The organism is Oerskovia sp. NPDC060287, assembly GCF_042726775.1.
Taxonomy (GTDB): domain Bacteria; phylum Actinomycetota; class Actinomycetes; order Actinomycetales; family Cellulomonadaceae; genus Oerskovia; species Oerskovia merdavium.
The window spans coordinates 1-4743 of the sequence record NZ_JBHXBO010000284.1 but is presented as its reverse complement, the minus strand read 5'-3'; the positions used below and the strand labels follow the sequence as shown (position 1 = coordinate 4743).

At 65.1% G+C, this 4743-nt stretch carries 4 protein-coding genes; all 4 read right to left on the bottom strand.

Features of this window, described 5'->3' with window-relative positions; all coding sequences use genetic code 11:
- Positions 1–94: 94 nt before the first annotated feature.
- Positions 95–1285, bottom strand: coding sequence for an elongation factor Tu (tuf, locus tag ACFWFR_RS17495; RefSeq protein WP_056653755.1), 1191 nt, complete (start codon positions 1283–1285; stop codon positions 95–97).
- A 118-nt stretch (positions 1286–1403) separates the two neighbouring features.
- Positions 1404–3509 (bottom strand): elongation factor G, encoded by a 2106-nt coding sequence (fusA, locus tag ACFWFR_RS17490; RefSeq protein ID WP_191801413.1) that lies wholly within the window; start codon positions 3507–3509, stop codon positions 1404–1406.
- 108 nt (positions 3510–3617) lie between these two features.
- A complete protein-coding gene (gene rpsG, locus ACFWFR_RS17485; RefSeq protein ID WP_191801416.1) occupies positions 3618–4088 on the bottom strand; it encodes a 30S ribosomal protein S7 in 471 nt (156 codons plus the stop codon).
- Complete coding sequence (rpsL, locus tag ACFWFR_RS17480; RefSeq protein WP_021479869.1) at positions 4088–4462, bottom strand: 30S ribosomal protein S12; 375 nt, start codon at positions 4460–4462, stop codon at positions 4088–4090. The genes rpsG and rpsL overlap by 1 nt, the downstream gene beginning before the upstream one ends.
- Positions 4463–4743: the final 281 nt, after the last annotated feature.

Below are 4743 nucleotides of genomic sequence, written 5' to 3'. Positions count from 1 at the left end.
ACCTTGCGGTACCCGGGCCCTTCGTTCAATCCTTCCCGGCTGCCCTGAGCGCGAGGGCTCAGGAGCGGCCGGAGTGGATCAGGTGGTCAGAAGATCACTTGATGATCTTCGTGACACGGCCCGAACCGACCGTACGGCCGCCCTCACGGATGGCGAAGCCGAGGCCCTCCTCCATGGCGATCGGCTGGATCAGCGCGACCGTCATCTCGGTGTTGTCACCAGGCATGACCATCTCGGTGCCCTCGGGCAGCGTGATGACGCCGGTGACGTCCGTGGTGCGGAAGTAGAACTGCGGGCGGTAGTTCGAGTAGAACGGGTTGTGACGCCCACCCTCGTCCTTGCCCAGGATGTAGACCTGAGCCTCGAAGTCGGTGTGCGGGGTGATCGAACCCGGCTTGACGACGACCTGGCCGCGCTCGACGTCCTCGCGCTTGATGCCGCGGAGCAGCAGACCGGTGTTGTCGCCGGCCTGAGCCTCGTCCATCTGCTTGTGGAACGTCTCGATACCCGTGACCGTGGTCTTCTGCGGGTTGCGGATGCCGACGATCTCGACCTCGGAGTTGACCGCGAGGGTACCGCGCTCGACCTTGCCGGTGACGACGGTGCCACGACCGGTGATCGTGAAGACGTCCTCGACAGGCATGAGGAAGGGCTTGTCGAGCTCACGGACGGGCTCGGGGACGTTCTCGTCCACGGCCTCCATGAGCGCCTCGACGGACTTGACCCACTCGGGGTCGCCCTCGAGAGCCTTCAGACCGGAGACGCGGACCACGGGGGCCTCGTCGCCGTCGAAGCCCTGCGACGAGAGGAGCTCACGCACCTCCATCTCGACGAGCTCGAGGATTTCCTCGTCCTCGACCATGTCGGACTTGTTCAGCGCGACCAGCAGGTAGGGGACACCCACCTGGCGGGCGAGCAGCACGTGCTCACGCGTCTGAGCCATGGGGCCGTCGGTCGCCGCGACCACGAGGATCGCGCCGTCCATCTGAGCGGCACCGGTGATCATGTTCTTGATGTAGTCGGCGTGCCCGGGAGCGTCGACGTGAGCGTAGTGACGCTTCTCCGTCTCGTACTCGATGTGCGCGATGTTGATCGTGATACCGCGCTGCTTCTCTTCCGGAGCCTTGTCGATCTCGTCGAACTTGAACTCGGGGTTCACGTCCGGGTACTTGTCGTGCAGCACCTTGGAGATCGCTGCCGTCAGGGTCGTCTTACCGTGGTCGACGTGACCGATGGTGCCGACATTGACGTGCGGCTTGGTCCGCTCGAACTTGGCCTTCGCCACTGGGGTCCTCCTGGGACTTGGGTAGTTGTGCCGAACGATGCAGATGCACAAGACATCTGCGGGGCGTGCGGGTCGCTACAGGTTGATGGTTGTTACAGGGTCTTCGACCTGTGGGGACTCACTCGCCCCGGGTCTTCTTGATGATCTCTTCGGCAACGTTCCGAGGGACCTCGGCATAGCTGTCGAATGACATCGAGTACACAGCACGACCCTGGGTCTTGGACCGCAGGTCGCCGATGTACCCGAACATCTCGGACAACGGTACTTGAGCACGGATGACCTTGACACCCGTCGCGTCCTCCATGGACTGGATCATGCCGCGACGAGAGTTGAGGTCACCGATCACGTCGCCCATGTACTCCTCGGGCGTACGCACCTCGACCGCCATGACCGGCTCCAGCAGAACCGGGTCCGCCCGCTTGACGCCCTCCTTGAGGACCATCGAGCCGGCAATCTTGAATGCCATCTCCGAGGAGTCGACATCATGGTACGCGCCGTCGATGAGCGTAGCCTTCACGCCCACGAGCGGGAAGCCGGCGAGGACACCCAGCTGGAGGGCGGCCTGGATACCGGCGTCGACCGACGGGATGTACTCACGCGGGATGCGACCACCGGTGACGGCGTTCTTGAACTCGTAGAGCTCGCCGCCGTCGGTCAGGTCGAGAGGCTCGAAGGTGACCTGCACCTTGGCGAACTGACCCGAACCACCGGTCTGCTTCTTGTGCGTGTAGTCGATCTTCTCCGCCGCGCGGCGGATGGTCTCGCGGTACGCGACCTGCGGCTTGCCGACGTTCGCCTCGACGTTGAACTCACGACGCATGCGGTCGACGAGGATGTCGAGGTGGAGCTCGCCCATGCCGCCGATGACGGTCTGGCCGGTCTCCTCGTCGAGCTTGACGCGGAAGGTCGGGTCCTCCTCGGCGAGCTTCTGGATGGCGACCGAGAGCTTCTCCTGGTCGGCCTTCGTCTTGGGCTCGATCGCCACGTCGATGACGGGCTCCGGGAAGGTCATCGACTCGAGGACGACGGGGTTCGCGATGTCACACAGGGTGTCACCGGTCGTCGTGTCCTTGAGGCCGATGAACGCGTAGATGTGGCCGGCGCTGCCGAGCTCGACCGCGTTCTCCTTGTTGGAGTGCATCTGGAAGATCTTGCCCAGACGCTCCTTCTTGCCCTTGGTCGCGTTGAGCACCTGGGTGCCCGGCGTGACCTGGCCGGAGTAGACGCGGACGTACGTCAGCTTGCCGAAGAACGGGTGCGAGGCGACCTTGAACGCCAGAGCCGCGAAGGGCTCCGTGGCGTCGGGGTGGCGCTCGACGACCTTCTCCTCGTCCTTGACGTCGTGGCCGTTGATGGCCGGGACGTCGAGGGGCGAGGGGAGGTAGTCGATGACCGCGTCGAGCATGGGCTGGACGCCCTTGTTCTTGAACGCGGAGCCGCACAGGACGGGGAAGGCCTCGCCCGAGACGGTGAGCTTGCGGATCGCGGACTTGATCTCCGGGACCGTCAGCTCCTCACCGTTGAGGTACTTCTCGAGAAGCTCCTCGTCGGCCTCGGCGACGTTCTCGACGAGCTCGGCACGGTAGGTCTTGGCCTTCTCGAGGAGGTCCGCGGGGATCTCCTCGATCTCGTAGGCCTCGCCCATCTTGGTCTCGCCGCGCCAGACGAGCGCGCGCATCTCGAGCAGGTCGACGACGCCCGTGAAGTCGCTCTCCGAGCCGATCGGCAGCTGGATGACCAGCGGCTTGGCCTTGAGGCGGTTCACGATGGTGTCGACCGTGAAGTAGAAGTCCGCGCCGAGCTTGTCCATCTTGTTGACGAAGCAGATGCGCGGGACGTTGTACTTGTCGGCCTGGCGCCAGACGGTCTCGGACTGGGGCTCGACGCCCTCCTTGCCGTCGAAGACAGCAACAGCGCCGTCGAGCACGCGCAGGGAGCGCTCGACCTCGACCGTGAAGTCCACGTGGCCCGGGGTGTCGATGATGTTGATCTGGTTCTTGTTCCAGAAGCAGGTCACGGCGGCAGACGTGATCGTGATGCCGCGCTCCTTCTCCTGCTCCATCCAGTCGGTCGTCGACGCGCCGTCGTGCGTCTCACCGATCTTGTAGTTCACCCCGGTGTAGAACAGGATGCGCTCGGTGGTCGTGGTCTTACCGGCATCGATGTGGGCCATGATGCCGATGTTGCGGACCTTGTTCAGGTCGGTCAGCACGTCGTGTGCCACGGGTACTTCCCCTTTGTGTGGGTTGAGTCGGGGGCGATGCTTCGACCGAGAGGCCGGCTGGACCCGCCGACGGCCCCGGGGGTGAACCCCCAGGGCCGGTCGGTCGGACTACCAGCGGTAGTGCGCGAAGGCCTTGTTGGACTCGGCCATCTTGTGCATGTCCTCGCGACGCTTGACCGCGGCACCGAGGCCGTTGCTCGCGTCGAGGATCTCGTTCATGAGGCGCTCGGTCATGGTCTTCTCGCGACGGGCGCGCGAGTAGTCCGTGAGCCAGCGCAGCGCGAGCGTCGTCGAACGCACGGGGCGCACCTCGACGGGGACCTGGTAGGTCGCGCCACCGACGCGGCGGGAGCGGACCTCGAGGGCCGGGCGCACGTTCTCGAGCGCACGCTTGAGGACGACGACGGGGTCGCCGTCGGTCTTCGCGCGGACACCCTCGAGGGCACCGTAGACGATCGCCTCGGCGGTCGACTTCTTGCCGTCCAGGAGGACCTTGTTGATGAGCTGCGTGACGACCGGGGAACCGTAGACAGGGTCGACGATGAGCGGGCGCTTCGGGGCGGGGCCCTTACGAGGCATTAGCTCTTCTCCTTCTTGGCGCCGTAGCGGCTGCGAGCCTGCTTGCGGTTCTTGACGCCCTGGGTGTCGAGTGCGCCACGGACGATCTTGTAGCGGACACCGGGGAGGTCCTTCACACGACCGCCACGGACGAGCACGATGGAGTGCTCCTGGAGGTTGTGTCCGACACCGGGGATGTACGCGGTGACCTCGACCTGCGAGGACAGCTTCACGCGTGCGACCTTGCGCAGTGCGGAGTTCGGCTTCTTGGGGGTGGTGGTGTACACACGCGTGCACACACCACGCCGCTGCGGGGAACCCTTGAGGGCGGGAGTCTTGGACTTCCCGACCTTCGAGGTCCGCCCCTTGCGGACGAGCTGCTGGATCGTAGGCACTACGTCTCCGTGTCTTCTCGAGCTGGACCGGGGCGAACCCCGGCGGTGGTCTACGGGCTGTGGGCGCCGACGGCAAACGGCACCTGCGACGCAGAGCGTCGCAATCGCCACGTACCACCGGCTCGATGGTCCGGGCCCCGAACCACGGATCATCCGAGGAACACAGGGACCGGAATGCTCGCGCACTCACATCGGCTCGCTGGAGAACACCACAGCAAGCCCGACGGCGCGGGCACGGTCATTCACGATACCTGCCGGTTGGCAGGTAGTCAAAGCGAGAG

Bases quoted from the DNA above. Each gene is read 5' to 3' on its own strand.
- rpsG (WP_191801416.1), bottom strand. From the start codon at position 4,088: ATGCCTCGTAAGGGCCCCGCCCCGAAGCGCCCGCTCATCGTCGACCCT.